A 24,462-nucleotide genomic window follows, 5' to 3' on the forward strand; every position below is an offset into this window, starting at 1 on the left:
ACCTGTGTGCAATAAGCGCCTATCTGTGCCTATTTACCGCTACTGGTTCCCTTCAAATATCAGAGTTGCTATAACCAAAATACTGGAAGTCGATAAAAAACCGCTCCCTGTCCCTACAAAAATATAAAAGGATCAATCATGCCTGAAATACGTCAGCGTATTCTGGAGAATATGCAAAAATTCTCCCGGGCCATGATCGGCGCCGTATTGTTCTTGCCGGTCATTGGCTTAATTCTGGCCCTCAGTTCAGTATTAACTAATCCGACATTAATTGCTGAAACCAGTTTCCTGCACCAGCTTGGGCAGATGCTCGGCGACACCTTTTGGCCTTTATTTGGCAACCTCGGCTTATTATTTTGCGTCGGCATTAGCTATGGTCTGGCAAAAGATAAAAAAACCGAAGTCGCGCTGGTTGCGGTGATGTGCTTCATTATGTTTCTTGGCGCCAACCACTCCTGGCTGGAACACACCCACGGACTCGCCGAAAAAATTAACGGTGAATATTATGGCACCGGGCAAACCCAGCTGCTGGGCTTTGTGGTGGTGGATATGGGCGTTTTCCTTGGCATTATTCTCGGCTGCACCATCGCGTGGGTGCACAATAAAGTCTCTACCATTGACCTGCCCGGCGCGCTGTCGATGTACGGCGGCGCCAAGCTGACGCTGGTGGCGATGACGCCGGTGGTTATCTTCTACGCCATCGCCTTTACCTGGATTTGGCCGTTTATGACCCACGGCATCTCCGCCCTCACCGGCTTTATGAAAAATGCCGGGGTCGCCGGGGTCTTCGTCTATGGTTTCTTTGAAAAATTTCTTATCCCGACCGGCCTGCACCATTTTGTCTGGTCCCCCTTCCAGCTCACCCAGATTGGCGGCACCCTGAACGTGGACGGCCAGGTGGTCTCCGGTACCCAGGCCATTTTCCTCGCCTATATGCGCCACCCGGATCTGACCCCGGTGATGAATGAGGCCCTACGCTTCTCACAGCAAGGGATGACCACCATCTTCGGCCTCGCCGGCGCCTCGCTGGCGTTCTACCACACCGCGAAGCCGGAGAAAAAAGTAATGGCTAAGGCGATTCTGCTGCCGGCGATTATCACCTCCATGCTGACCGGCATCACCGAGCCGATTGAGTTCACCTTTTTGTTTGTCTCGCCGCTGCTGTGGGTGATCCATGCGACGTTAACCGCCGCCTCGCAGGCCATTTGCGACCTCTTCACCGTACGCCCCTGGGGCGCATCGGGCCTGATCGAATTTCTGATCTATAACCTGCCGCTGCCGGTCTCCTTAACGCGCTGGCCGGGATATGTCCTTATCGGGATCGGCCAGTTCGCCGTCTACTACGTGATTTTCCGCACCCTGGTGGTGAAGCTGAATCTGAAAACGCCGGGCCGGGAAGATGACGAGAGCGTGAAGCTCTACAGCAAAGCGGAGTACCGCCAGAAAGTCGCGCAGCCGCAGTCGGTTACCGATGACATTATCTGCGGCCTCGGGGGCAAGGAGAATATTCTCTCCGTCGATAATTGTTTTACTCGTCTGCGCGTAGCCGTGCGCGATATGGCGCAAGTTGATGACGCGCAATTAAAAAATACCGGCGCCAACGGCGTGGTGCGCAATCGTAATGAAGTTCAGGTTATTTATGGCGTAAAAGTGGGACAGGTACGTTCCCGGGTTGATAACTGGTTAGCAGAAAATTAATGAGGAGTTTGTATGAAATTAACCGTATTAGGCGGGGGCGGCGTTCGCTCTGCATTTTTAGCGAAATCTCTGGCATATAATGCTCACCGCATTGGTTTAACGGAGGTGGTTTTTCTCGATAACTCTGCGGATAATCTGGCGATATTCGGCGAAATTGCCCGCTATGTATTTACGACCATTCGCCCGGATATTCATTTCACGACCACCACCGACCCGGTCGCGGCGCTGCAAAACGCCAATTATATTATTACCACCCTGCGGGTCGGCGGCGATGAAAGCCGCATTCGCGACGAGCGCATTGCGCTGCAACATAACACCCTCGGCCAGGAGACCACCGGCGCCGGCGGCTTCGCGATGGCTATGCGCTCGATCCCGGCGATCCTCGACTATTGCCGGCTGATCGAAGCCCATGCCGCCGAAGACGCCATTCTGTTTAACTTTACCAACCCGTCAGGCCTGGTGACGGAAGCGATCGTCAAGTCCGGCTTTAAGCGTCGGGTCTATGGGATCTGCGATGCGCCTTCCGAGCTGATTCGTGAACTGCCGGCGATCCTCGGCTGTGAGGAGCGCGACCTGAGCGTGGAATGCTATGGGCTGAACCATTTCTCCTGGTTTACCCACTTCACCGTGCGCGGGGAAGCGGTGACCGAGCGGCTGATCGCCAGCCCGGCGCTGTACCAGAAGACCGCGATGCAGTACTTCTCACCCGAGCTGGTGCGGCTGTGCGATAACCAGTTACTCAACGAATATCTCTATTATTACTACTATCGCGACGAGGCGCTGAAGGCGATTCAGGGGGCAGGCGAAACGCGCGGGGAGCAGATCGCCCGTATCAATCAGGAGATGCGCCAGGCGCTGCGCACCGTGGATGCCAGAACGCAGCCGGAAGCCGCCTTCAATATCTGGATGCAGCACTACCTGCGCCGGGAAAACAGCTATATGCAGAACGAATCCCGGCAGGAGAAATTTCATACCCGCGAGCCGCTGACGCTGCGGCAGTTTATCGAAGAGCCGGACACCGGCGGCTATGCCGGGGTGGCGCTGGATATTCTGGAAGCGGTGAACAGCACCACCACCAAGCGGATCGTGGTGTCGATCCAGAATAATGGCACGCTCGACTTTTTGCGCCCTGACGACGTGATTGAGATCAGCTGCGACCTGAGCCGGGAGGGCCTCAGGCCGGTCACGCCGACGAAGGTGCCGACGGCGCAGAAGAATATGATTTCCTGCGTGAAAGAGTATGAGCGGCTGGCGGTAGCGGCGATCCTGCAGCAGGATAAGTCGCTGGCGGTGCGGGCGCTGATGGCGCACCCGCTGATCGGTTCCTGGTCGCTGGCGAAAACCCTGGTCGAAGCTTATCTCGACGATAAGCAGTTCGCCGCCTGGCGGTAAATCACTGACCGGACCTGGAGGCGTAGGCCGGGTAAGGCGCAGCCGCCACCCGGCAACATGGCGGCGCGGCGCCTGATATATTGCCCGGCGGCACTGCGCTTAGCGGGGCTAGCTATTGCCAGGTGCGCGGGTAAACCACATCTTCAGTAGCCGCTCAAAGCCTAGGATGCAGTAGCCGAAAAACGGGTTGCTCCAGTAAATATCATCGTCGAACTTCTGCGGATCGTGAATGATAAACGCCGTATCCGCAGCCTGCGCCAGCGGGCTCTGATAATCACCGGTAAAGCAGACCAGGTTGATCTCTTTCCCCTCCAGGGCCTTCACCCAGTTGAGCGCCGAGCTGCTGCGCCCGGATTTAGAAATGATCCAGATGGAGTCGAAGCGAGCGGCGTTTTTCTGCTCAAGGATTTCGTAATCCGGCCACAGCGCCAGGCTGGCATTCACCCCAGTGACGAGAAACTTGTTATAAATATACTGGGCAATCAGCTGCGAAAAGCCGCTGCCGTGGATCAGGACGCGCTGCTGCGCGAGGCTTGCCAGCAGCGGCGTCAGCGCCTCCGCCGGCTGAATGCTCATATAGTCGATATCGTTGGTGACATCGAGCTTCGGCATGGTGATATTGAACTTGATGAAATAGACCAGCTCCAGCCAGCCGCTGAACTTAAGCTTTTTCGCCAACCGCACCAGCGAGGAGGGGTTACTGTAGCACTGCTCCGCCACGGCGCGGATCCCCTGGCGGATACACAGCTCCGGGTCGTTCTGGATAAAGCGCAGCACGGTCATTTCCGTTTTGCTTAGCTTCACGTCACGAAAGATATTTTCTAAGTCCATGGCGGGCTCCTCTCAGCGGCAGCATACGCTATCACCGTTCAGGAATAGCGTCTGCGGCCTGAGTCACCAGACTGAAATGAATGTTACTTTTTGTACAAAAATGGAATAAAAAAACCCTCTCCGCCGAAATGAGGGTGAACAAGGCGAGAATAATGGGGAGGGTGGCGCCGTCGCCCATGATGCCGTAGCCATTTTTCTCTTTGACGGACAAAACAGGATCTTTCATATGGGCACAATTCCCTTGGCGGCACCACGGATGGGTACCGGTTACATTTTTTATCAGCCTTTGCCGCAGGAAGATGAATTAGGTCATTATCAGAATATGTTTCATGTATTTTGCGATCGCGTTAGCCTGAAAAGAGTATGAAAAAGTGTAACTCATGGATTTTGAACGGATTTGTCTCAGACTGTTCTGCAAAGTCCAGTTTTAACAGTAAAAAAGTGCGTTCAGGTATGTGGTAAACGGCTGAAAGTAGCTATAATGCGCCCCGCCTCCATGTAGCAATCGAGGCGCGGAAGATCGTCATCTCCGGTGAGGTGGCTGGACTTCAAATCCAGTTGGGGCCGCCAGCGGTCCCGGGCAGGTTCAACTCCTGTGATCTTCCGCCAGTTTGCCTCTGCTCGCCCACAGCCACGCCCAACCAAACTGAGTCGCAAAACCCATCATCTCAGCCAATCATTTTCATCCAAACCCTGCGTTATTTTGTCTCCTGCAAACCCGTTACACTGACGCAAAGGCCGCGTGTCGTTGCCAACCGAAACAGGAGAGCCATGATGACCCCCGAACTGAGACACTGTTTTTCCATTACCATCCAGGTTGATAAACCGGTGATAGTCTCCCGCAGTCCGCAGACCGGCAAGCGCCAGCTGATCCCGATTCTCGGCGGCAGCGTCTCGGGTCAACTGCGCGGCCACGTGCTGCCCGGCGGCGTCGATAGCCAGATTATCGGGCCCGACGGCACATGCAGGCTATCCGCCCGCTATGCCCTGCAGGTGGAGGAAGGGACGATGTACGTGGAAAACAACGGTATCCGCCGGGTGCCGGCCCACTATCATGACCAACTGTTCGCCGACGATATGCGCTTTTTTAGCACTATTCCGCCGGAAGATATCTATTTTCGCACCGTCCCCACCTTCGAGGTGGATACCCCCGCGCTCAGCTGGCTAACCACCTCGCTGTTTATCTGTGCTGGCGGGCGTACTCAGGATGGGGTGATGCTCGATTTCTATCAGGTGGGCTGATTTTCACTTTCTGCATATAACTGTTATTGCCGTTAACCCGTTTTTCCCCTCCCGGCACCGGTCTACTATCGCGTCATCGCTTTATTCACCCGATTCACAGACCGGAGCAGTTATGAAAGCTATCGCCATTACTCAAGCCGCCGCTGACGGCGACAATATCCCTTTTTTAACCGAGATCGACCTGCCGGTCCCCTCCGCCCACGGGCGTGACCTGCTGGTTGCCGTGAAGGCGGTCTCGGTCAATCCGGTAGACACCAAAGTGCGCGCCGGCTTCCAGGGCGACACGCCGCGGGTGCTGGGCTGGGACGCCGTTGGCGTGGTGCAGTCCGTCGGCGAGGAAGTGACGCTGTTCGCGCCAGGCGATGAGGTCTGGTACGCCGGCGCCCTGGGCCGGGCCGGCAGCAACAGTGAATATCAGCTGGTGGATGAGCGCCTGGTGGCGCACAAACCGCGCACCCTCGATAACGCCTCCGCCGCCGCGCTGCCGCTGACGGCGATCACCGCCTGGGAGCTGCTGTTTCACCGTCTCGGCGTCACGGAAGGCGGCAACGCGGGCGACACGCTGCTGATCGTCGGCGCGGCGGGCGGCGTGGGCTCGATCCTGACCCAGCTGGCCAGTAAACTGACCGCCATGACGGTGATCGGCACCGCCTCGCGTCCGGAGAGTCAACGGTGGGTCCGCGAGGCGGGCGCGCACCATGTTATCGATCACAGCAAGCCGCTCGCCGACGAGCTGGCGCGTATCGGCATCAACGCGGTGACCCATGTCGCCAGCCTGACCAACACCGACCAGCACTTCAACGCGCTGATTGACGCCCTCGCCCCGCAGGGCAAGCTGGCGCTGATTGATGATCCGGAGACCCTGGACGTGGTGCCGCTGAAAGCCAAAAGCCTCTCCCTGCACTGGGAATTTATGTTCACCCGCTCAATGTTTGAGACGGATGACATGATCGCCCAGCATCAGCTGCTGACCCGCGTGGCGGCCCTGATCGACAACCACACGATCAAAACCACCCTCGGCGAACACTACGGCGCCATCACTGCCGACAATCTGCAGAAAGCGCATCGCCAGCTGGAAACCGGACGCGCGGTGGGCAAGATTGTGCTGGAGGGATTTTAAGATGATAACCCTGCTCGCCGTGCTCAAGGCGAAACCAGGCCAAACGGACGCGCTGCGCCAGGCCCTGCAGAAGCTGCTCCTGCCGACGAGACAGGAGCCGGGCAATCTCGACTACGCGCTGTTCCAGCTGCGCGACGCGCCGGACACTTTCTACATGCGCGAAGCGTGGCGTGGGCAGGACGCCCTTGATGCGCATGTAGAGATGCCCTATTTTCAGGCGTTTGTTACGCAGATGGAGCGTCTGCTGGCTGAGCCGCTGCGGCTGGACTACCTGACGGCGATTGAGCCCTAAGCGGACCAGCAGGTGGGGGGCGACAAATCACGCCCTTCGCCTGCCAGGCTCAAAAATTGGCGGGAAGCGGTTGGGCGATAGTCATCAACACCCCGCGGTGGATAATAATATAACCGCCTTTGCGCAGCTCCGACAGAATCGACATAATGCGGCTACGCGACAGGTTGGTACGCCGCTGGATAAACCTTAATACATTGATCTGTCTACGGTACGTCTCCGAATAGACCGCCAGCTCCATTAACAGGATGCGCACCATCTGGTAAGAGTCCACCCCCAGCAGCTCCCGCTCGCGCATGCTCAACACCATCAACCGCTGCGTCAGGATATGGGCCATCTCCTGCCACAGGTTTTTCTCATTCAGGATATTGACCGCAGCCTGATGCGCTATCCAGCGCCCGCTTAAATCCGTCTCAGCAAACAGAGAACTGTGGCGTATATCCGGGAGTCCGTTAAACACGCCATAATTATCAATTAATCCCAATATAGCCGGGGCGAGGACCGTCGATATCACCAGTTGATTTTCCGCAAAGCAAACTGAAGCCACGCCTTCTTCGAGGAGAATGAAGCCGGATTCGCTTTGGGCCAAGGGAAAATGGTAATAGTTTGACTGCGCCAGTTCAAAAGGGGTGCTGACAGGCCGGAACGCGGATAATAAGGATTCCACCGCAGGTAACGGTTTTGTTCGTCGTCCATAAAAAAAAGAGGGTAATGACCGGGAATTCTGGCCGTTGGCGTCAGGTTTCGACATCGTGTTGTGTCATTAAGTCAGGTTGAAGGGCATGATTTTCAGCGGTAATAGTATCAACACGCGCAATCATGAATAAAAACCAAGTCGTTTCCATAATAAAAAGAGTGTAAGCATTATTATCGGCATAAGCGGTTTACCTCGATTTTCCATCACTAAAAAACAATAATTTTCGTAAATATTTATACGGCTTAGCCGCTTAAATGATAAACCTGTCTTATAAATTGCGGCTCCGGCGACTCGCTCGCTTACGCCGTGTCTGATGCCGCTTTCCCCCTCGCATCTCTCCCAGTCCAGGCTACCCTTATCGATGCCACTGACGACCCGCATCCATCTCCCGCTCTATTCGATCAAGAGGTTTCGCTATGCTGATCAACGCTATAGGTACCTACTCCGCCAGCCAGCCGCTGGAATCAATGGCCATCACCCGCCGCGAACCGGGGCCGCAGGATGTGCAGATCGCCATCGCCTACTGCGGCGTCTGCCACTCCGATCTCCACCAGGCGCGATCGGAATGGGCGGGAACGCTCTATCCCTGCGTGCCGGGGCATGAAATTGTGGGCCGGGTCACCGCGGTCGGCGACGCTGTCTCGCGCTACGCCGTCGGCGATCTGGTGGGCGTCGGCTGCATGGTCGATAGCTGCCAACAGTGCGAGGAGTGCGCTGAGGGGCTGGAGAACTACTGCGACCATATGGTGCTGACCTACAACGGACCGACTCAGGACGCGCCGGGCCACACTCTGGGCGGCTATTCACAGCAGATCGTGGTTAAAGAACACTACGTGCTGCGGATAACCCATCCCGAAGCGCAGCTGGCCGCCGTCGCGCCGCTGCTGTGCGCCGGGATCACGACGTACTCGCCGCTGCGCCACTGGCACGCCGGGCCGGGTAAAAAAGTCGGCGTGGTCGGCATCGGCGGCCTTGGGCATATGGGAATCAAGTTGGCCCACGCCATGGGGGCTCACGTGGTGGCCTTTACCACCTCCGAATCCAAGCGTAATGCGGCCAGAGCGCTGGGCGCCGATGAGGTGGTGGTGTCGCGTAACGAAGACGAAATGGCGGCCCACGTCAAAAGCTTCGATTTCATCCTCAACACCGTGGCGGCGCCGCATAATCTCGATGCCTTCACCACGCTGCTGAAGCGCGATGGCACCATGACGCTGGTGGGCGCTCCGGCCACGCCGCATCCGTCGCCGGAAGTGTTCAATCTGATCATCCGCCGCCGGTCGATTGCCGGGTCGATGATTGGCGGGATCGCGGAAACTCAGGAGATGCTCGACTTCTGCGCTGAACACGGCATCGTCGCCGATATCGAACTGATCCGCGGGGATGAGATCAACGAAGCCTGGGAAAGAATGGTCAAGGGCGATGTGAAATACCGCTTCGTGATCGACAGCGCGACCCTCGCCGGCTAAGCGCCGCGGCGAAAGGTGCGCCGCCATTCGGTCGGACTGACGCCAAAGCGCGCCTTAAACTGCTGACGCCAGGTGACGGCAGAGAGATAACCCACCGCCTCCGCCACCTGCTCAACCGGCAGATCGCCCGCCTCAAGCAGGCTCTGGCTGCGGCGCAGGCGTTCGGCGGTCAGCCAGTCGGTAATGCTCATCCCGGTCGCCCGGGCGAAGTGGCGGGTCAGGCTGCGGCGGCTCATCGCCACCACCCGCGCCAGCGAATCGAGATTATGCGGCTCGGCAATATGCTGCTGCAGATAATCCAGCAGGCAGTTGATTCGCGCATCGCGGGTGTTTTTCGGCACCGGCTGGGCGATGAACTGCGCCTGGCCGCCCTCGCGGTGCGGTGAAACAATCAGCCGCCGGGCGATCTGGTTGGCCGCGAGGCTGCCGAAACGCTGGCGGATGATGTAGAGGCAACAGTCCAGCGCCGCCGCGGTGCCCGCCGAAGTAATGATCCGCTGGTCGTCGACGTACAGGGCGTTGATATCCAGCCGCACCTGCGGAAACCGGCGCTGAAAATCCTGCTCAAACTCCCAGTGGGTCGCCGCGCGTTTCCCGTCCAGCAGCCCGGCGTAGCCCAGAACGAACGCGCCGAGGCACAGACCGACGATTTCCGCGCCGTTATTCCGGGCCCGCACCAGGCTATCAAGCAGCGCCTGCGGCGGGCGGCGGTCGACCTCGCCCCAGTAAGGCACCACCACGATATCCGCCTGTTCCAGCACGGCGTAATCGCCGCTGGCGTACAGCGCAAAGCCGTCGCGGGCGCGCAGCAGCCCCGGCCGCTCGGCGCAAATGTGCAGGTTAAAGCGTTTGCTTTCAGAGACCGAATCGCCAAACAGCATGCAGGGAACGGCATAATGAAACGGGCTAAAGCCCTCTACGGCAACAATCGCCACGTCGGTGAGTTTCATCGTTCCTTCCCCTTGCGCACGTTAATAAACCACGGTTTCCCCATCCTGCGGGATACACACTACCTCGGCTATCTGATTATCCAGCGCATACTGGCGCATCTCTTCCCGGCTCACCAGGCAGTGGTTGACCGCTTCCAGGTGAATCGCCATGATTTTCGCTTCCGGCAGGGTGAAGTGTACGTTCAGGAGATCCTCTTTGCCCATGATAATCGGGCCAAAGCCGATGACGTGGGCGTAGCCGGCGTTGAGGACCACCACGTCCGGGCGCAGCTTCAGCAGGTCGGCTGCAATTTCATCACGCCAGATGGTATCCCCCACCAGCCATAGCGTCTTCTCCTGCGGATGGCGAAACAGCACGCCGCAGGCCTCGCCCAGGCGTTCGGCCATCGCCGGCACCGCGTAGGTGCGATCGCTGCCGTGCTGGCCGGAGGTGGTTTTCAGCAGGCGCACGCCGGCAAATTCGCTGTCTGCCGTCAGCAGGCGGATATCCTGGAAACCCTGGCTGCGCAGCAACGCGCCGTCGGCTTCGTGCTGGACGAACACCGGCAGGGTTTTCGGGATCGCGGCGATCGCCGCCTCGTCCCAGTGATCGTCATGGGTATGGGTGACGATCACCGCGTCAACGTCGATGATTTTATCGCGGGAAAAAGGCAGCGCCACCAGCGGGTTGCGCAGCTCGCTGCGCGCGGTGCCAGGAAAACCCGGCCAGGCGCCCTTGTCCGCCAGCATCGGATCGATCAGAAACTTTTTCCCGGCGTATTCAATAATCTGGGTCGCGTTACGGATATGGGTGATGTTCATGTTGGCGTTCCTCAGGGGGGTGATTTGACGAACATCGTACTGAGTACCAGCCTGGCGCAATAGGGGCATTTGGGCAAGGATCGATGAAATCGGGCCAACCTGCGGCGATTGCTATCCGCCTCCGGCTATGTTGTTCTGAAGGCTCCATTTTTGACAGGAGTGGCAGGATGAAGAAAAAACTGACCGCCGCCGATATGCACGACCCGCAGGTCATCGCCGAGACGCCGTGGTTCAGCATGCGCAAGGTGGGTATTGATATCGCCCCCGGCGAGCGCCGCGACTTTTACGCCATTCACTATCCGCGCCCGGCGGTGGGGATTGTGGCCATTCAGGATGAGAAAGTGCTGCTGATTCGCCACTACCGCTACCTGATCGACAAGGTGGTGTGGGCCATTCCGTCAGGCGGCGTTGACGAAGGGGAAGATCCGGCGGTCGCCGCGCTGCGCGAGCTGCGGGAAGAGACCGGCTGGCAGGCGCAACGCGTCGAGGAGATCATTCGCTTCAACCCCTCCTACGGCAGCAGCGATCAGCTGTTTATCACCTGGCTGGCCACCGGTTTACGCTGGGTGGGGATGGATGCGGATCAGGATGAAGTGATGGAAACCGGCTGGTTTACCTTTGAGGAGATAAACCAGCTGATCGCCCGCGGCGAAATGCCGGACGGGCTGTCGCTGGTGCCGCTGCTGCAATTGATGGCGCAGCCGCGCACCGGGCAGGCTACGGCTTAAGCATCCGCCAGCGGAACCACAGCTGGGCAACCAGGATCAGCACGCCGCCGATAATCTTCTGCAGCGGCAGCTGTTCGCCATACCACAGCGCGGCGGCAATGACCGTCAGCAGCGGTTCGAGCACCATGATGATCGCCGCGCTGGCCACCGCCGCGTACTTCTGCCCCTTCATCTGCAGACCGAAGCGCAGGCTGGTGGCGATGACAATGCTGGCCACCAGCCAGCCGAAGGTCGGCAGGGTCATCGGCTGGTCCCAGCGTTCAACGGCAGCGGAGAGGGTCAACCCGACGATACCAGTGATCGCCAGCTGCACGGTGGTCAGGGGGATCAGCGGTACTTCGCGCGCGCAGCGGCTGGTGTAACAGAACCAGATGGACTGCACCAGCGCCGTCAGCAAAAACCAGCCCTGGCTGGGATGGAAGACTATCGGCATGTGCAGGCTGAGCAGGCCCAGGCCCACCACCGCGATCGGCAGGCACTCCCACCAGGCCCGCGGCGGACGCACCTTCATCATCACCCACGCGGTCAGCGGGACGAACATCATCGACAGGCTCATGATAAACGCCCCTTCGCCGAGCGATGCCGTCGTGGAGACCGAGTAGATCCACAGGCAGAGGTTGAGCGCAAACCATAGCCCGCTGATGATGAGCTTTGGCCAGTGCTGCTTTTGCGGGCGAAACCCGCGGCAAAACGGCAGCAGCAGCAGCGCGGCGAAGAAAAAGCGCAGCCCAAGGAACGCGAATACCGGCATGCCGGCGATCGCCTCGCGGGAAAAAATCCAGCCGCAGGCGGCAATCACCGTCGCGGCAATCAGCAGCAGATCAGCCTGCCGTTGGCGTACCATACGCGCCTCTCCCTGTAAGTTGGCTTACCAGCCCGGCACCGCGCCGCCGTTGAAGATAGTCTCTGCCGCCTTCGCCACCTCCGGCGACTGGTACGACTGCATAAACTCCTTCACGTTTTCCGCGTCTTTATTGTCTTCCCGGGTCACGATGATGTTCACGTAGGGCGAGTTTTTATCTTCGATAAAGATGCCATCGCGAACCGGCGACAGCCCGGTTTGCTGCAGGTAGGTGGTGCTGATGATGGCCACGTCGACTTTAGGATCGTCGAGTACGCGCGGCAGTTGCGCCCCTTCCAGCTCCATAATTTTCAGATGATGCGGGTTGTCGGTGATATCCACCGCCGTCGGCAGCAGGCCGGTACCGGCTTTGAGGGTTATCAGCTTCTCTTTTTGCAGCAGCAGCAGCGCCCGCCCGAGGTTGGTCGGATCGTTGGGGATAGCGATCGTCGCGCCGTCTTTCAGTTCGGCGACTGACTTTATCTTGCGCGAATAGCCGGCCATCGGGAAGACGAAGGTATTGCCTACCGCCACCAGATGGTAGTTATGCGCTTTGTTGTCCTGCTCAAGGAAAGGCCGATGCTGGAAGACGTTGGCGTCCAGATCCCCGGCGTTGGTCGATTCGTTAGGCAACAGCGAGCCGCTGAACCCCACCAGCTCAACCTCCAGACCATATTTCTCTTTGGCCACTTTCTTCGCCACTTCCGCCACATCCTGTTCAGCGCCGTTAATCACGCCGACCTTAATGTGCTTCGCTTCATTACCCTTTTGGTCGCAGCCGACCAGCGCCAGACCCGCCAGCATTACCGCGGCGGCGGCACGTAAACGTAATCTCATCCTCTTCACCCTGTCCGTCCTGACTGTCGTTGTTTTTTTCGTGCAAAACTATAGCGACTTTCGGGTGGGGTAATAAACAGCAAACCGCGCAACCGGAAATAAAATCATCTTCGCCAGGCGCGAAGCGCTAGCCCCGTCGCCACTCGCCCGGCGTCACGCCATAGCGCATTTTGAAGCGCTTCGAGAAGGACGCCAGCGACTGAAAGCCGCAGCGTTCGGCAATGACCTCGAGGTTGGTCTGACGCTCCAGGCGCAGCAGCCGGGCGGCCAGCGCCATTCGCAGCTGCGACAGCCACGCCTGCGGCGTCAGGTGATAAACGCGGGCAAAATGGCGGGCAAAGGTGGCCCGCGACAGAAAGGCGCGGGCGGCCATGGTTTCCAGCGTCCACGGCTGCTCCGGGGTCGCCATCACCGCCAGCACCGCCGGCATCAGGCGCTCATCGCTCATCAGACGCAGCAGCCCGCCTGGCGGCTGCTGCTCGCCAAGCAGCATGCGCAGCAGCAGCACCAGCAGCGTATCGCCGAGGCTGCGCACGATAGCGCTGCCGCCGGGACGCTGCGCCAGACTTTCGCGGACCAGTATGTTAAGCAACGGCTGCAGCTCCGGGCAGTCTTCGCGCGCATCGGTATGGAGATGGATCAGCGTCGACGCCTCAGTGAACAGCCAGCTGACGTGCGGACCAAAATAGAATTCGCCGCACAGCATCTCCAGCGCCCCCTCCGCCGGGCCGGCGCGCATTTCCGTCACCGTGCCGTTAAAGCGATGCGCCACCGGCAGCACCTGGCCCCACTCCACCAGGCTCTCCATCAGGTGCGGCGAACCGTGCGGCAGGAGGACCACATCTCCCGCGCGCAGGTGATGGGTCTGGCCGCCGACGTTGAGCCGCCCCTCGCCGCGCAGCACCACGTGCCATGGCACCACGCCGCTGCGCATTTGCTGGTGCCCGGCCTGCCAGCGGCCGCCGAAGCGACAGTGCAGGTTCACTTCGCAGCGCGGCGCCAGCAGCGCCAGCAGATGACTGAGACTGTCCATGCTTCTCCTGAGACGATAAGACAAAAAGGTGAGACGAAGACCGCCAGTCTAGCATGCGGCAACCGCCTAAGATGACCCCGATGCCAACACACACCCTCGAAAACAACAGGAGTTAACCATGAGCCGTTTAGCTGATATCCGTGAACAAGACGCCACCGGCAAAGCCGCCGATATTTTCGCCGGGATCAAAAAAGCGATGGGCAAAGTGCCGAATGCCTACCTGGCCATCGGCGGCCACTCGCCGGCCGCGCTGCAGCAGGCGCTGGCGCACAATGCGATGCTACATAAAGGCAGCCTCAGCGCCCAACAGCTGGAAGCCATTAACCTGTCGGTCAGCGAAGCCACCGGCTGTGACTACTGCCTGGCCGCACATACGCTGATGGCGAAAAAAGCCGGCTTCAGCAGCGAACAGATCCACGCCCTGCGCCGCGGGGAGTATGCGGAAGAGGCACAGCTTGATGCGCTGGTGAAATTTGCGCAGACGCTGGTGACCACCACCGGCACGCTGCCGGAAGCCGACGTCGCCGCGCTGCGCAACGCCGGTTTTAGCGACCAGCAGGTGATTGAGATTATCAGCGCCATCAGCGCGATCCTGTTCACCAATATGGTGAACCGGGTTAACGACACGGTGGTCGACTTCCCGAAAGCCGATTAATCCGTCGCGCAGCGCCGGTTTTACAGCCCCAGGTCGCTGAGCCCCGGATGATCGTCCGGGCGACGCCCCTGGGGCCAGTGGAACAGGCGCTCGCTTTCGGCGATCGGCAGGTCGTTGATGCAGGCGTAGCGCGTCTGCATCAGCCCGTGCTGATCAAACTCCCAGTTTTCATTGCCGTACGAGCGAAACCAGTTGCCGCTGTCGTCGCACCACTCATAGGCGAAGCGCACGGCGATGCGATTTTCCTGCCATGCCCACAGCTCCTTAATCAGCCGATATTGCTGCTCCTTACGCCATTTTCGCTGCAGGAATTCGACAATTTGCCCCCTGCCGTGGACAAACTCGCTGCGGTTGCGCCATTCGCTGTCCATGGTGTAGGCCAGAGCGACCTTTTCGGCATCGCGGCTGTTCCAGCCATCTTCCGCAGCGCGGACCTTCTGGATAGCGCTGTCGCGGGTAAACGGCGGTAACGGGGGACGTTGTTCGGTCATGCTGACTCTCCTCTGCGGGCTAATTGCTGCTGCAGGCGCTGATTCTCCTGCTCCAGGTCATGAATACGTTGCTGCAGGTTCTGGCTGTACTCCGCCACCTGCTGCGCGCTGTAGCGCGGCGTAATGTGCTGCGGGCAGTTCCAGTCAAACGCCTGCAGATGAAAAAGAAACAGGCGCTCGATGCGGGCGCGATAGTTGGCCGGCGCCACCTGCGCCAGCAGCGGCGGGTGGTTCTCTGCCGCCACGACCTCGACGGTGGCGTAGATTTTCAGCCTGGCACGGCGCGGATAATCCATCAAAAACAGGCAGGCCCGGTCGCTGCCGCGCAGGTTGCCGGTGGTGATGTACTGACGGTTGCCGCCGAAATCCGCCATCGCCAGGGTGGTATCGTCCAGCAGATGCAGAAACCCCGGCGGGCCGCCGCGATGCTGAATGTAGGGCCAGCCGCTCTGCGACACCGTCGCCAGATAAAAGCTGTCGCGGGTGGCGATCATCCCCGCTTCGCTGTCGCCGAAGCGGTCGGCCTGGCGGCGGCTGTGCGGCGTTTGCCACAGCTGGTCGCTGCCCATTTCATGCTGCACATCCATCACGTCCGGGGTGATGGCGATATCGAGAAAGGTTGCTGCCATAGCGCCTCCTGTTGTCTGGCGCCATCATGGACTGTACTGCGAAAAATGATAATACTGGTTTCGTGGCAATCATCTTTCCAAAAATCGGGAGAATAATGGATCGATTAAGCGCGATGGCGCTGCTGGTGAAAGTGACCGAGCTGGGGAGTATGTCGGCGGCGGCGCGGGCGCTGAATATGCCGTTGACCACCGTCAGCCGCCATATCGGCGAGCTGGAGAACGCGCTGGGGGTGCGCCTGCTGGCGCGGACCACCCGCAAACTGACGCTCACCGACGCCGGGGTCGATTATGTCGCTGCCGCGCGGCGGATCCTTGAGGAGGTGGAAAACGCCGAACGCCAGGCGACGGGCGAGTATCAGGAACCGAAAGGCGAGCTGGTGATCTCTGCGCCGACAATGTTTGGGCGCCAGCACGTTCTCCCGGTGATCGCTGAATTCATCGCCCGTTACCCGCAGATTCACGTCCGTTTGCTGCTCAGCGATCGTAACGCCGACCTGGTGGGCGACCATATCGATCTGGCGGTGCGGATAGGCGACCTGGCGGACAGCAGCATGGTGGCCACCCGCCTCGGCAGGATGCGCATCGTGGCCTGCGCCCATCCGGCGCTGCTGGCGAAATACGGCGAGCCGCAGCGGCCGCGCGATCTGGCGGCGCTGCCGATCATCCGCATTGAATCGCCGATGCCCTATCGCGGCTGGCGCTTTCGCGCCGCTGAGCGCGAGGACCAGTTGATTAACCTGCCGCCGGCGTTATCGGTCACCACGCCGGAGAGCGCTGCCGATGCCGCGCGGCTGGGGGTGGGCGTAGCTCGCTTACTGCACTATCAGGCGCTGGACGGCCTGCGACAGGGTGAGCTCCGTCTGCTGCTGGAGCGCGTCGAGCCGGAGCCGGCGCCGGTCCATTTGCTGTATACCGCCCGGGACCTGGCGCCGCTTAAGCTGCGAAAATTTATCGATTTTGCCGCGCCGGCGCTGCGTCAGGCGCTGCTGCGCATCGCCGGGGCCGCTTAGTGCGTCGCGGTCTTCAGCGGCGCCTCCTTTAACAGCCAGGACCAGCACCTGCATCACCAGCCCCAGACCGGCCCCCAGCACGCCGGTAAACAGGTACAGCTGCCACAGCGGTGAGTGAATGGTGATCCGGGTCAGCAGCACCATGCCGGTCACGCCAAGCAGGGTACCGAGGATCGGAAACAGGCGATATTTACCGGTACGGCTGATAATCCGCCCGCTGATAATCGAGGTCAGCAGCAGGCCGCCCATCAGGGGGATCAGCTGCAGCCCGGCCTCGGTGGGGGTCGCCTCCTTCACCACCTGCAGATAGAGCGGCAGGAAGGTGACTGATCCAAACAGCGACATGCCGATGACGAAGCCGATCAGACTGCACAGCAGGAAGCTGCGGTTGCGGAACAGCGACAGCGGAATAATCGGCTCGGCGGCCATTCGCTCTTCGTAGATAAAACCGATGACCCCCACGATGCCGAAGGCCAGAATGCACCACAGCTGCGGGTCATTCCACGCATGAACGCTGCCCCCTTCCGAGGTAAACAGGATGATGCACAGCAGCGCCATGCTGAGGTAAATCGCCCCCAGCCAGTCAATCTCATGCTGGCTGCGTTTATTGCTGCTGTGGAATACCGCGCCGATCACCAGCAGCGCGAAGAGGCCCAGCGGCAGGTTGATGTAGAAGATCCAGCGCCAGGAGGCGTGCTGCACCAAAAAGCCGCCGATCAGCGGGCCGATCACCGTCGCCAGGCCAAAAACGCCGCCGAACAGCCCCTGATAGCGGCCACGGCTGGCGGGCGGGATGACGTCGGCCACCGCCGCCATGCTGATGACCATCAGGCCGCCGCCGCCGAGCCCCTGCAGGCCGCGCATCAGCACCAGCTGGGTCATGTTCTGCGCCAGCCCGCAGAGGGCGGAGCCGACAAGAAACAGCCCAATCGCCACCTGCAGCACGATTTTGCGGCCGAACAGATCGCCGAATTTACCGTACAGCGGCACCGCGATGGTGGAGCTGAGGATATAGGCGGTAACCACCCAGGAAAGCTTGTCCAGCCCGCCCAGTTCGCCGACAATCGTCGGCAGCGCGGTGGAGACAATGGTCTGATCCAGCGCGGAGAGGAGCATCACCAGCAGCAAGGCGCTAAACAGCAGGCGTATCGACTGCACCGGTGGGTTCGCGACTTGAGAAGTCATCACAACACTCGCTTGAAATTAATTAAATGCATAATTAATATTTAGTGAAAGAATGAGTCGGGTCAAGAGATCGCCATATCATGACAGCACAAAAGGATCAGGATACCCCCCGCCGCCCGGGGCGGCCGCGCGGTAAAAAACCGGGTACCGCCAACCGCGAACAGCTGATGGACATCGCCCTGACGCTGTTTGCCCGCGACGGCGCGGCCCGCGTGTCGTTGAATGCCATCGCCAAAGAGGCCGGGGTGACGCCGGCGATGCTGCATTACTATTTCAGTTCGCGGGATGCGCTGGTGACGCAGCTGATCGAAGAGCGCTTTATGCCGCTGCGCAACCACATCAGCCGCATCTTTGTCGACCATCCGCAGGACCCGGTGCTGGCGCTGACGATGATGGTCGAGACGCTGGCGCACATGGCGGAGAAAAACGCCTGGTTCGCGCCGCTGTGGATGCAGGAGATCATCGGCGAGATGCCGATCCTGCGTCAGCATATGGACGCCCGCTTCGGCGAGGAGCGTTTTCAGGTGATGCTGGAGGCGGTGCGCCGCTGGCAGCGGGAGGGCAAGATTAACCCGGCGCTGTCGCCGGAGCTGCTGTTTACCACGGTGATTAGCCTGGTGCTGGTGCCGTTTTCGCGCATCCACAGCGATCCGCGTTTACAGGCGGTCGACCGCCAGACCATCGTCAGCCACGCGCTGGCGTTAATGGGCCATGGCGTCGGGGGTTAAGGCGTGGTTTTGACGCTTTTGTAGCCCGGATAAGGCGCCACGCGCCGCCATCCGGGATTTTCCCTGCTCGCGCTACGCTTAGCAGGGCTACAGAAATAACGGCACAACCGTAAATTTCCCTGCTCGCACTGCGCTTAGCAGGGCTACAGAAATAACGGCACAACCGTAAATTTCCCTGCTCGCACTGCGCTTAGCAGGGCTACAGAAATAACGGCACAACCGTAAATTTCCCTGCTCGCGCTACGCTTAGCAGGGCTACCACTCCCGTGTTATGTCCGGGCAGATTGCGCTCCCGATATTTCTTCTGCGCTATGTCTCTTATGGCGCAGGGAGCGCACAGGGGGCGGCCAGTCGCCGCCGCCCCCTGTACCCCCGGGCTCCGGCCAGCAAAATCGCCGCTACGCGGTACCTTCGACTTATCCCTGCAGGCTTCGGGTCGGGCCGAGGCAGCGTCCATGCAAAACACGGCCCTCAGCCCGCATCCATGCGGGCTGCCCCGGCCTTCCGGGAACATCTCAGCGATTTTGAGGCCGCCAGCACCGGCAGTTTCAGTCGCGCAAGTGGGTATATCAACAACAGGCCGCTCGGCATCATGGCGGGCACAGCACGAACCGTAGGCCGGGTAAGGCGCAGCCGCCACCCGGCAAGAATACTGGTGCCGTGCCTGATATCCTGCCCGGCGGCGCTGCGCTTGCCGGTCCTGGGTGGGGCGAAACGACGGGAGAACTGTGTAGGCCGGATAAGGCATTTATGCCGCCATCCGGCACAATCACTGGTACGGTACCTGACCGCCCGGCGATATCAGGACCGTTACAGCGCCTTCGACAAATAGTGACGCTGCATCCCCGCATGCGGGAAGTCGGGCAGCGACATCTGCAGCTGATAGCCTAATTTCTGATAAAACGGCAGCGCCTGGAAGCTAAAGGTATCCACCAGCAGATGGCTGCAGCCCAGCGCCTGCGCCTGCCGCTCCGCCTCCTGCATCAGCTCGCTCCCCAGTCCGCGACCGCGCGTCGCTTCGCTGACCCACAGATACTCAATGCACAGCCAGTTACCCTTGCGTTTGGCAATCAGCCCGCCCTGCATCACCCCTTGCGCATCGCGGGAGTAAACGCCCAGATCGCCAAACTGCGCCGCATCAAGATACTGCTGATTATAGTGCCGCAGACCGACAAACAATTCTTGTTGGTCGTCGGGATTAATGCTTTTTGTAATAATTAACGCCATTAACTATCTCCAGTATCGCGGTGCCGAAAGGTTATTTTTCCTCTCCACTTTCACAAAAAATTCTTATTTTCTCCATGATTATTTGCCTTAATTTTTTGCGTTCTAAAAGTAAGCAAAAAAACCTTTCCATTATCGCGGCGGATCGTATAATGGGAAAAAATGAGAATGATCATTCTCACCACAAAACCAGAGGAGATGCGCTTTTCACCTCCTGAAGGCCGAAGAGGTTGGCTTCAGCGGAGACACAATAACAATCACGTTCAGGAACATCTGTGTTCCTTTTTTGTCATTTTCGCTTAGCCGAAAATGCCTCAGCGCCCAACCTATTCCCTCGTTTTTAAATAAACGGGGCGGACGTCTTATATCTTGAGAAAATATAATGAAATACATCATAGCTCCCATCGCGACAGCATTATTTCTCCTCAGCGGATGCGATAATGCGCAGACATCTGCCCCGCAGCAACCCACGCCGGAAGTGGGCGTGGTCACTCTGCAAAGCCAGCCGGTTCCGGTAGTCAGCCAGCTCACCGGCCGCACCACCGCCTCGCTCAGCGCCGAAGTACGCCCGCAGGTGGGCGGCATCATCCAGAAGCGCCTGTTTACCGAAGGCGATATGGTGAAGGCCGGGCAGGCCCTTTACCAGATCGATCCCTCCAGCTATCGCGCGACCTGGAATGAAGCGGCGGCGGCGCTGAAACAGGCCCAGGCGCTGGTGGTCTCCGATTGCCAGAAGGCTCAGCGCTACGCGTCGCTGGTCCGGGATAACGGCGTCTCCCGCCAGGATGCCGACGACGCCGCCTCCACCTGCGCCCAGGACAAGGCCAGCGTGGCATCGAAGAAAGCGGCGCTGGAGAGCGCGCGCATCAACCTGAACTGGACCACTGTCACCGCGCCGATTGCCGGACGCATCGGCATCTCGTCGGTCACGCCGGGGGCGCTGGTCTCCGCCGATCAGGATACCGCGCTGGCGACGATCCGCGGGCTCGACACCATGTATGTCGATCTGACGCGCTCCAGCGTCGATCTCCTGCGTTTACGCAAACAAAGCCTGGCCAGCAACAGCGATACCCTCAGCGTGACGTTAATCCTTGAAGATGGCAGCACCTACAGCGAAAAAGGGCGTCTGGCGCTCACCGAAGTCGCCGTCGATGAATCCACCGGCTCGGTAACCCTGCGCGCCATCTTCCCCAACCCGCAGCACGTCCTGCTGCCGGGGATGTTTGTCCGCGCGCGCATCGATGAAGGCATCATGAACGACGCGATCCTCGCCCCGCAGCAGGGGATTACCCGCGATGCCAAAGGCGACGCCACGGCGCTGGTGGTCGATGCCGACAACAAAGTTGCGCAGCGCGCCGTGGAAACCGGCGACACCTACGGCGATAAATGGCTGGTGCTGAGCGGCCTGAAAGCGGGCGACAAGCTGATCGTCGAAGGCACGGGTAAAGTGGCCCCTGGCCAGACGGTGAAGGCCGTTGCCGTCAACAATAACGGAGGCAACGCCTGATGTTCTCCCGTTTCTTCGTGCGTCGCCCGGTCTTTGCCTGGGTGATCGCCATTCTGATTATGCTCGCCGGCGTGCTGGCGATCCGCACTCTGCCGGTAGGCCAGTACCCGGACGTCGCCCCGCCGGCGGTGAAAATCTCCGCCACCTACACCGGCGCCTCTGCCGAAACCCTGGAGAACAGCGTCACCCAGGTGATCGAGCAGCAGCTTACCGGCCTCGACCATCTGCTCTACTTCAGCTCCACCAGCAGCTCCGACGGCTCGGTCAGCATCACCGTCACCTTTGAGCAGGGGACCGACCCGGACACCGCCCAGGTGCAGGTGCAGAACAAAGTCCAGCAGGCGGAATCGCGGCTGCCGAGCGAAGTCCAGCAGTCCGGCGTGACGGTGGAAAAATCGCAGAGCAGCTTCCTGCTGATCCTCGCGGTGTATGACAAAACCGACCGCGCCACCAGCTCCGATATCTCCGACTGGCTGGTCAGCAACCTGCAGGACCCGCTGGCGCGCGTAGAGGGCGTCGGCAGCCTGCAGGTGTTCGGCGCCGAATACGCGATGCGCGTCTGGATGGACCCGACTAAACTCGCCTCCTACTCGCTGATGCCTTCCGACGTCCAGTCGGCGATTGAGGCCCAGAACGTGCAGGTCTCCGCCGGTAAAATCGGCGCCCTGCCATCGTCCAGCGCCCAGCAGCTGACCGCCACCGTGCGCGCGCAGTCGCGGCTGCAAACCCCTGACCAGTTCAAAGCGATCATCGTGAAAAGCCAGGCCGACGGCTCGGTGGTGCGCCTGAGCGATGTCGCGCGGGTGGAGATGGGCAGCGAGGATTACACCGCTACCGCCAATCTCAACGGCCACCCGGCCGCCGGGATCGCGGTGATGATGGCCCCCGGCGCCAACGCGCTGGACACCGCGACCCTGGTGAAAAGCAAAATCGCCGAATTCCAGCGTCAGATGCCGCAGGGCTACGATATCGCCTATCCAAAGGACAGCACCGAGTTCATCAAAATCTCGGTCGAAGACGTGATTCAGACCCTTTTCGAAGCGATTATCCTCGTGGTCTGCGTGATGTATCTGTTCCTGCAGAACTTCCGCGCCACGCTGATCCCGGCGGTAGCGGTCCCGGTGGTGCTGCTCGGCACCTTCGGCGTGCTGGCGCTGTTCGGCTACTCGATTAACACCCTGACGCTGTTCGCCATGGTGCTGGCGATCGGCCTGCTGGTGGACGACGCCATTGTGGTGGTGGAGAACGTCGAGCGCATTATGCGCGACGAAGGGCTGCCCGCCCGGGAAGCCACCGAAAAATCGATGGGCGAAATCTCCGGCGCGCTGGTGGCGATCGCCCTGGTGCTGTCGGCGGTCTTTCTGCCGATGGCCTTCTTCGGCGGCTCGACCGGGGTCATTTATCGCCAGTTCTCGGTGACCATTATCTCGGCGATGATGCTGTCGGTGGTGGTGGCCCTGACCCTCACCCCGGCGCTGTGCGGCGCGCTGCTCAGCCACTCCAGGCCTCATACTAAAGGGTTCTTCGGCGCGTTTAACCGTCTGTGGGGGCGCACGGAAGCGGGCTACCAGCGCCGCGTGCTCGGCGGCCTGCGCCGTGGCGCGGTGATGATGGGCGCTTACGTCCTGATTTGCGGGGCGATGGCGCTGGCGATGTGGAAACTGCCGGGCAGCTTTCTGCCGGTGGAGGACCAGGGCGAGATCATGGTCCAGTACACCCTGCCCGCCGGGGCCACCGCGGTGCGTACCGCCGAGGTGCGTCGCCAGGTCACCGACTGGTTCCTGACCAAAGAGAAAGCCAATACCAACGTCATTTTCACCGTCGACGGCTTCAGCTTTAGCGGCAGCGGTCAGAACGCCGGGATGGCCTTCGTGTCGCTGAACAACTGGTCGCAGCGCAAAGGCGACGACAATACCGCCCAGGCCATCGCCCTGCGCGCCAATAAAGAGCTGGGGACGATCCGCGACGCCACCCTGTTCGCCATGACCCCGCCGTCGGTGGACGGTCTCGGACAGAGCAACGGCTTCACCTTCGAGCTGATGGCCAGCGGCGGTACCGACCGCGACAGCCTGATGAAGCTACGCAGTCAGCTGCTGGCCGCGGCCAACCAGAGCGGCGAGCTGCAGTCGGTGCGCGCCAACGACCTGCCGCAGATGCCGCAGCTGCAGGTGGATATCGATAACAACAAAGCGGTCTCGCTGGGGCTGTCGCTGAGCGACGTGACCGATACCCTCTCCAGCGCCTGGGGCGGTACCTACGTGAATGACTTTATCGACCGCGGCCGGGTGAAGAAGGTGTACATCCAGGGCGAGAGCGACGCGCGCGCCGTGCCCTCCGACCTCGGCAAATGGTTCGTTCGCGGCAGCGATAACAGCATGACGCCCTTCTCCGCCTTCGCCACCACCCACTGGCAATACGGTCCGGAAAGCCTGGTGCGCTACAACGGCTCCGCCGCCTTTGAGATCCAGGGCGAAAACGCCGCCGGCTTCAGCTCCGGCGCGGCGATGGACAAGATGGAAAAGCTGGCCGACAGCCTGCCGGCGGGCTCCACCTGGGCGTGGAGCGGCATTTCGCTGCAGGAAAAGCTGGCCAGCGGCCAGGCGATGAGCCTGTACGCCATCTCGATTCTGGTGGTGTTCCTGTGCCTGGCGGCGCTGTATGAGAGCTGGTCGGTGCCGTTCTCGGTGATCATGGTCATCCCGCTCGGCCTGCTCGGCGCGGCGCTGGCGGCGACGCTGCGCGGCTTAAGCAACGACGTCTACTTCCAGGTGGCGCTGCTGACCACCATCGGCCTGTCGTCGAAGAACGCCATCCTGATCGTGGAGTTCGCTGAATCCGCAGTGGATGAGGGTTATTCGCTCTCCCGGGCGGCTATCCGCGCCGCGCAGACCCGTCTGCGCCCAATTGTCATGACCTCGCTGGCGTTTATCGCCGGGGTGCTGCCGCTGGCCATCGCCACCGGCGCCGGGGCCAACAGCCGCGTGGCGATCGGCACCGGCATCATCGGCGGCACCCTGACGGCCACCCTGCTGGCGGTGTTCTTCGTACCGCTGTTCTTCGTGCTGGTGAAACGCTTCTTCACCCGCCAACGTTCTTCTCAGGAGTAAG

At 60.3% G+C, this 24,462-nt stretch carries 25 protein-coding genes, 1 tRNA gene and 1 pseudogene; 14 read left to right on the forward strand and 13 right to left on the reverse strand.

The genetic code is table 11. The annotated features are described in order from the left end of the window. The first annotated feature begins 138 nt into the window (after positions 1 to 138). On the forward strand, positions 139 to 1,698 hold the full coding sequence (locus ACOI6Z_RS18245; protein WP_048298575.1) for a PTS transporter subunit EIIC: 1,560 nt from the start codon (positions 139 to 141) through the stop codon (positions 1,696 to 1,698). Between the two features lie 12 nt (positions 1,699 to 1,710). Then, positions 1,711 to 3,090: a glycoside hydrolase gene (locus ACOI6Z_RS18250; RefSeq protein WP_032454377.1), complete on the forward strand. Its 1,380-nt coding sequence runs from the start codon at positions 1,711 to 1,713 to the stop codon at positions 3,088 to 3,090. Between the two features lie 108 nt (positions 3,091 to 3,198). Here ACOI6Z_RS18250 and ACOI6Z_RS18255 read toward each other — a convergent pair whose 3' ends face one another. Beyond that, positions 3,199 to 3,921 carry a MurR/RpiR family transcriptional regulator gene (locus ACOI6Z_RS18255; RefSeq protein WP_050533492.1) on the reverse strand — a complete coding sequence of 241 codons (723 nt, stop codon included), beginning with the start codon at positions 3,919 to 3,921 and terminating at the stop codon, positions 3,199 to 3,201. 31 nt (positions 3,922 to 3,952) lie between these two features. Continuing rightward, on the reverse strand, positions 3,953 to 4,147 hold the full coding sequence (locus ACOI6Z_RS18260) for a hypothetical protein (protein ID WP_044525061.1): 195 nt from the start codon (positions 4,145 to 4,147) through the stop codon (positions 3,953 to 3,955). Positions 4,148 to 4,435: 288 nt separating this feature from the next. Between ACOI6Z_RS18260 and ACOI6Z_RS18265 the strand changes: the two genes are divergently transcribed. The 4 genes from ACOI6Z_RS18265 (at position 4,436) to ACOI6Z_RS18280 (ending at position 6,575) form a co-directional block, all read left to right on the forward strand. Then, a tRNA-Sec gene (locus ACOI6Z_RS18265) sits at positions 4,436 to 4,530 on the forward strand. Between the two features lie 165 nt (positions 4,531 to 4,695). Next, on the forward strand, positions 4,696 to 5,163 hold the full coding sequence (locus ACOI6Z_RS18270; RefSeq protein ID WP_050533625.1) for a DUF3237 domain-containing protein: 468 nt from the start codon (positions 4,696 to 4,698) through the stop codon (positions 5,161 to 5,163). Between the two features lie 112 nt (positions 5,164 to 5,275). After that, a complete protein-coding gene (locus ACOI6Z_RS18275; RefSeq protein WP_044525062.1) occupies positions 5,276 to 6,283 on the forward strand; it encodes a zinc-binding alcohol dehydrogenase family protein in 1,008 nt (335 codons plus the stop codon). Between the two features lies 1 nt (position 6,284). Beyond that, positions 6,285 to 6,575, forward strand: a complete 291-nt coding sequence (locus tag ACOI6Z_RS18280; protein WP_023291393.1) for a putative quinol monooxygenase — start codon at positions 6,285 to 6,287, stop codon at positions 6,573 to 6,575. Positions 6,576 to 6,624: 49 nt separating this feature from the next. Here the strand turns inward: ACOI6Z_RS18280 and ACOI6Z_RS18285 are convergent, their stop codons facing one another. Then, entirely contained in the window at positions 6,625 to 7,323 is a 699-nt protein-coding gene (locus ACOI6Z_RS18285) for a winged helix-turn-helix transcriptional regulator (RefSeq protein WP_044525063.1), read from the reverse strand. 362 nt (positions 7,324 to 7,685) lie between these two features. Here ACOI6Z_RS18285 and ACOI6Z_RS18290 point away from each other — a divergent pair, with 362 nt between their 5' ends. Continuing rightward, entirely contained in the window at positions 7,686 to 8,735 is a 1,050-nt protein-coding gene (locus ACOI6Z_RS18290; protein ID WP_044525064.1) for an NAD(P)-dependent alcohol dehydrogenase, read from the forward strand. Here the strand turns inward: ACOI6Z_RS18290 and ACOI6Z_RS18295 are convergent. Further along, entirely contained in the window at positions 8,732 to 9,685 is a 954-nt protein-coding gene (locus ACOI6Z_RS18295) for a GlxA family transcriptional regulator (RefSeq protein ID WP_023291396.1), read from the reverse strand. The two genes, ACOI6Z_RS18290 and ACOI6Z_RS18295, sit on opposite strands and share 4 nt — an antisense overlap. Before the next feature lie 21 nt (positions 9,686 to 9,706). Continuing rightward, positions 9,707 to 10,486, reverse strand: a complete 780-nt coding sequence (locus ACOI6Z_RS18300) for an MBL fold metallo-hydrolase (protein ID WP_023291397.1) — start codon at positions 10,484 to 10,486, stop codon at positions 9,707 to 9,709. A gap of 167 nt (positions 10,487 to 10,653) precedes the next feature. Here ACOI6Z_RS18300 and ACOI6Z_RS18305 point away from each other — a divergent pair, with 167 nt between their 5' ends. Then, positions 10,654 to 11,214: an NUDIX hydrolase gene (locus ACOI6Z_RS18305; RefSeq protein WP_044525065.1), complete on the forward strand. Its 561-nt coding sequence runs from the start codon at positions 10,654 to 10,656 to the stop codon at positions 11,212 to 11,214. Here ACOI6Z_RS18305 and ACOI6Z_RS18310 read toward each other — a convergent pair. From ACOI6Z_RS18310 to ACOI6Z_RS18320, 3 genes are all read right to left on the reverse strand, one after another. After that, entirely contained in the window at positions 11,204 to 12,058 is an 855-nt protein-coding gene (locus tag ACOI6Z_RS18310; RefSeq protein WP_023291399.1) for a DMT family transporter, read from the reverse strand. The two genes, ACOI6Z_RS18305 and ACOI6Z_RS18310, sit on opposite strands and share 11 nt — an antisense overlap. Before the next feature lie 24 nt (positions 12,059 to 12,082). After that, entirely contained in the window at positions 12,083 to 12,892 is an 810-nt protein-coding gene (gene nlpA / locus ACOI6Z_RS18315) for a lipoprotein NlpA (protein WP_023291400.1), read from the reverse strand. 127 nt (positions 12,893 to 13,019) lie between these two features. After that, entirely contained in the window at positions 13,020 to 13,925 is a 906-nt protein-coding gene (locus tag ACOI6Z_RS18320; RefSeq protein ID WP_023291401.1) for an AraC family transcriptional regulator, read from the reverse strand. Positions 13,926 to 14,043: 118 nt separating this feature from the next. Here ACOI6Z_RS18320 and ACOI6Z_RS18325 point away from each other — a divergent pair, with 118 nt between their 5' ends. Continuing rightward, on the forward strand, positions 14,044 to 14,580 hold the full coding sequence (locus tag ACOI6Z_RS18325) for a carboxymuconolactone decarboxylase family protein (protein WP_032433699.1): 537 nt from the start codon (positions 14,044 to 14,046) through the stop codon (positions 14,578 to 14,580). 20 nt (positions 14,581 to 14,600) lie between these two features. Here ACOI6Z_RS18325 and ACOI6Z_RS18330 read toward each other — a convergent pair whose 3' ends face one another. Beyond that, positions 14,601 to 15,071, reverse strand: a complete 471-nt coding sequence (locus ACOI6Z_RS18330; RefSeq protein ID WP_023291403.1) for a DUF1348 family protein — start codon at positions 15,069 to 15,071, stop codon at positions 14,601 to 14,603. Next, the gene (locus ACOI6Z_RS18335) at positions 15,068 to 15,700 is read right to left on the reverse strand and encodes a pyridoxamine 5'-phosphate oxidase family protein (protein ID WP_048298581.1); all 633 of its coding nucleotides are present in this window, start codon (positions 15,698 to 15,700) and stop codon (positions 15,068 to 15,070) included. The genes ACOI6Z_RS18330 and ACOI6Z_RS18335 overlap by 4 nt, the downstream gene beginning before the upstream one ends. Positions 15,701 to 15,795: 95 nt before the next feature. Between ACOI6Z_RS18335 and ACOI6Z_RS18340 the strand changes: the two genes are divergently transcribed. Then, positions 15,796 to 16,710: a LysR substrate-binding domain-containing protein gene (locus ACOI6Z_RS18340; protein ID WP_023291405.1), complete on the forward strand. Its 915-nt coding sequence runs from the start codon at positions 15,796 to 15,798 to the stop codon at positions 16,708 to 16,710. Positions 16,711 to 16,737: 27 nt separating this feature from the next. Here ACOI6Z_RS18340 and ACOI6Z_RS18345 read toward each other — a convergent pair. After that, a pseudogene (locus ACOI6Z_RS18345) lies at positions 16,738 to 17,895 on the reverse strand (MDR family MFS transporter); the annotation flags it as partial. A gap of 80 nt (positions 17,896 to 17,975) precedes the next feature. On the opposite strand from ACOI6Z_RS18345, the gene ACOI6Z_RS18350 reads away from it, so the two are divergent. Further along, positions 17,976 to 18,623: a TetR/AcrR family transcriptional regulator gene (locus ACOI6Z_RS18350; RefSeq protein WP_023291407.1), complete on the forward strand. Its 648-nt coding sequence runs from the start codon at positions 17,976 to 17,978 to the stop codon at positions 18,621 to 18,623. A gap of 810 nt (positions 18,624 to 19,433) precedes the next feature. On the opposite strand, the gene ACOI6Z_RS18355 is transcribed toward ACOI6Z_RS18350, so the two are convergent. Continuing rightward, positions 19,434 to 19,850 carry a GNAT family N-acetyltransferase gene (locus tag ACOI6Z_RS18355; protein ID WP_044525071.1) on the reverse strand — a complete coding sequence of 139 codons (417 nt, stop codon included), beginning with the start codon at positions 19,848 to 19,850 and terminating at the stop codon, positions 19,434 to 19,436. On the opposite strand from ACOI6Z_RS18355, the gene ACOI6Z_RS18360 reads away from it, so the two are divergent. Beyond that, positions 19,825 to 19,941 (forward strand): hypothetical protein, encoded by a 117-nt coding sequence (locus ACOI6Z_RS18360; protein WP_032429230.1) that lies wholly within the window; start codon positions 19,825 to 19,827, stop codon positions 19,939 to 19,941. The two genes, ACOI6Z_RS18355 and ACOI6Z_RS18360, sit on opposite strands and share 26 nt — an antisense overlap. On the opposite strand, the gene ACOI6Z_RS18365 is transcribed toward ACOI6Z_RS18360, so the two are convergent. Beyond that, positions 19,901 to 20,023, reverse strand: a complete 123-nt coding sequence (locus ACOI6Z_RS18365) for a hypothetical protein (RefSeq protein WP_032454401.1) — start codon at positions 20,021 to 20,023, stop codon at positions 19,901 to 19,903. The two genes, ACOI6Z_RS18360 and ACOI6Z_RS18365, sit on opposite strands and share 41 nt — an antisense overlap. Positions 20,024 to 20,229: 206 nt before the next feature. On the opposite strand from ACOI6Z_RS18365, the gene eefA reads away from it, so the two are divergent. Then, entirely contained in the window at positions 20,230 to 21,354 is a 1,125-nt protein-coding gene (gene eefA / locus ACOI6Z_RS18370; protein WP_032454398.1) for a multidrug efflux RND transporter periplasmic adaptor subunit EefA, read from the forward strand. After that, entirely contained in the window at positions 21,354 to 24,461 is a 3,108-nt protein-coding gene (eefB, locus tag ACOI6Z_RS18375) for a multidrug efflux RND transporter permease subunit EefB (RefSeq protein ID WP_044525073.1), read from the forward strand. Before eefA ends, eefB begins: the two co-directional genes overlap by 1 nt. Position 24,462 lies beyond the last annotated feature (1 nt).

Origin of the sequence: Klebsiella sp. C239 (assembly GCF_048822715.1) — a bacterium.
In the GTDB taxonomy this organism is placed as follows: Bacteria; Pseudomonadota; Gammaproteobacteria; order Enterobacterales; family Enterobacteriaceae; genus Klebsiella; species Klebsiella quasipneumoniae.

What these genes read in the sequence shown, in the direction of transcription:
- ACOI6Z_RS18245 (WP_048298575.1), top strand. Translation starts at nt 139, where the DNA reads ATGCCTGAAATACGTCAGCGTATTCTGGAGAATATGCAAAAATTCTCC.
- ACOI6Z_RS18250 (WP_032454377.1), top strand. Translation starts at nt 1,711, where the DNA reads ATGAAATTAACCGTATTAGGCGGGGGCGGCGTTCGCTCTGCATTTTTA.
- ACOI6Z_RS18255 (WP_050533492.1), bottom strand. Translation starts at nt 3,921, where the DNA reads ATGGACTTAGAAAATATCTTTCGTGACGTGAAGCTAAGCAAAACGGAA.
- ACOI6Z_RS18260 (WP_044525061.1), bottom strand. Translation starts at nt 4,147, where the DNA reads ATGAAAGATCCTGTTTTGTCCGTCAAAGAGAAAAATGGCTACGGCATC.
- ACOI6Z_RS18270 (WP_050533625.1), top strand. Translation starts at nt 4,696, where the DNA reads ATGACCCCCGAACTGAGACACTGTTTTTCCATTACCATCCAGGTTGAT.
- ACOI6Z_RS18275 (WP_044525062.1), top strand. Translation starts at nt 5,276, where the DNA reads ATGAAAGCTATCGCCATTACTCAAGCCGCCGCTGACGGCGACAATATC.
- ACOI6Z_RS18280 (WP_023291393.1), top strand. Translation starts at nt 6,285, where the DNA reads ATGATAACCCTGCTCGCCGTGCTCAAGGCGAAACCAGGCCAAACGGAC.
- ACOI6Z_RS18285 (WP_044525063.1), bottom strand. Translation starts at nt 7,323, where the DNA reads ATGTCGAAACCTGACGCCAACGGCCAGAATTCCCGGTCATTACCCTCT.
- ACOI6Z_RS18290 (WP_044525064.1), top strand. Translation starts at nt 7,686, where the DNA reads ATGCTGATCAACGCTATAGGTACCTACTCCGCCAGCCAGCCGCTGGAA.
- ACOI6Z_RS18295 (WP_023291396.1), bottom strand. Translation starts at nt 9,685, where the DNA reads ATGAAACTCACCGACGTGGCGATTGTTGCCGTAGAGGGCTTTAGCCCG.
- ACOI6Z_RS18300 (WP_023291397.1), bottom strand. Translation starts at nt 10,486, where the DNA reads ATGAACATCACCCATATCCGTAACGCGACCCAGATTATTGAATACGCC.
- ACOI6Z_RS18305 (WP_044525065.1), top strand. Translation starts at nt 10,654, where the DNA reads ATGAAGAAAAAACTGACCGCCGCCGATATGCACGACCCGCAGGTCATC.
- ACOI6Z_RS18310 (WP_023291399.1), bottom strand. Translation starts at nt 12,058, where the DNA reads ATGGTACGCCAACGGCAGGCTGATCTGCTGCTGATTGCCGCGACGGTG.
- nlpA (WP_023291400.1), bottom strand. Translation starts at nt 12,892, where the DNA reads ATGAGATTACGTTTACGTGCCGCCGCCGCGGTAATGCTGGCGGGTCTG.
- ACOI6Z_RS18320 (WP_023291401.1), bottom strand. Translation starts at nt 13,925, where the DNA reads ATGGACAGTCTCAGTCATCTGCTGGCGCTGCTGGCGCCGCGCTGCGAA.
- ACOI6Z_RS18325 (WP_032433699.1), top strand. Translation starts at nt 14,044, where the DNA reads ATGAGCCGTTTAGCTGATATCCGTGAACAAGACGCCACCGGCAAAGCC.
- ACOI6Z_RS18330 (WP_023291403.1), bottom strand. Translation starts at nt 15,071, where the DNA reads ATGACCGAACAACGTCCCCCGTTACCGCCGTTTACCCGCGACAGCGCT.
- ACOI6Z_RS18335 (WP_048298581.1), bottom strand. Translation starts at nt 15,700, where the DNA reads ATGGCAGCAACCTTTCTCGATATCGCCATCACCCCGGACGTGATGGAT.
- ACOI6Z_RS18340 (WP_023291405.1), top strand. Translation starts at nt 15,796, where the DNA reads ATGGATCGATTAAGCGCGATGGCGCTGCTGGTGAAAGTGACCGAGCTG.
- ACOI6Z_RS18350 (WP_023291407.1), top strand. Translation starts at nt 17,976, where the DNA reads ATGACAGCACAAAAGGATCAGGATACCCCCCGCCGCCCGGGGCGGCCG.
- ACOI6Z_RS18360 (WP_032429230.1), top strand. Translation starts at nt 19,825, where the DNA reads ATGCTTTTTGTAATAATTAACGCCATTAACTATCTCCAGTATCGCGGT.
- ACOI6Z_RS18355 (WP_044525071.1), bottom strand. Translation starts at nt 19,850, where the DNA reads ATGGCGTTAATTATTACAAAAAGCATTAATCCCGACGACCAACAAGAA.
- ACOI6Z_RS18365 (WP_032454401.1), bottom strand. Translation starts at nt 20,023, where the DNA reads ATGATCATTCTCATTTTTTCCCATTATACGATCCGCCGCGATAATGGA.
- eefA (WP_032454398.1), top strand. Translation starts at nt 20,230, where the DNA reads ATGAAATACATCATAGCTCCCATCGCGACAGCATTATTTCTCCTCAGC.
- eefB (WP_044525073.1), top strand. Translation starts at nt 21,354, where the DNA reads ATGTTCTCCCGTTTCTTCGTGCGTCGCCCGGTCTTTGCCTGGGTGATC.